Raw genomic sequence first — 432 nt, forward strand, 5'->3', positions numbered from 1 at the left:
CCGGGCTGCGCGGCGACGCCGCCGCCGCGACACTGGGCGCTGTGACGCAAGCCCCCACGGCCGGCCGGTACGCGGCCCGCCGCGCCCGCGCCGCGGCGGGCCGCCTGGCCGCCCCGCTGGCCGTCCTCACCGGCACCGGCGCGGCCTTCGCGCTCGTCGCCGCCGTCGATCCCGGCGAGCCGGGCCACTACCCGGTCTGCCCGCTGTGGGCCCTGACCGGCCTGTACTGCCCGACCTGCGGCGGCCTGCGCAGCGCGCACGCCGTCGCGCACGGCGACCTGCCCGCCGCGCTCGGCGCCAACGCCCTGGCCGTCGCCGGATACGCGGCCTTCGCCGCCTGGTGGACGCTGTGGACCGTACGGGCCGTGCGCGGCCGTACGGGCGGCCACGGCCCGGCAGGCGGCGGCCGCACGCGCCGCGGCGGCGCACCCG

1 protein-coding gene is annotated in these 432 nt (G+C 82.9%); it reads left to right on the top strand.

The features are described from left to right. Positions 1-104: 104 nt before the first annotated feature. On the top strand, positions 105-432 hold a 328-nt coding region (locus tag RKE29_RS30495; protein WP_312008920.1), incomplete at its 3' end, for a DUF2752 domain-containing protein.

This window comes from Streptomyces sp. B1866 (genome assembly GCF_031932565.1).
Classification (GTDB): domain Bacteria; phylum Actinomycetota; class Actinomycetes; order Streptomycetales; family Streptomycetaceae; genus Streptomyces.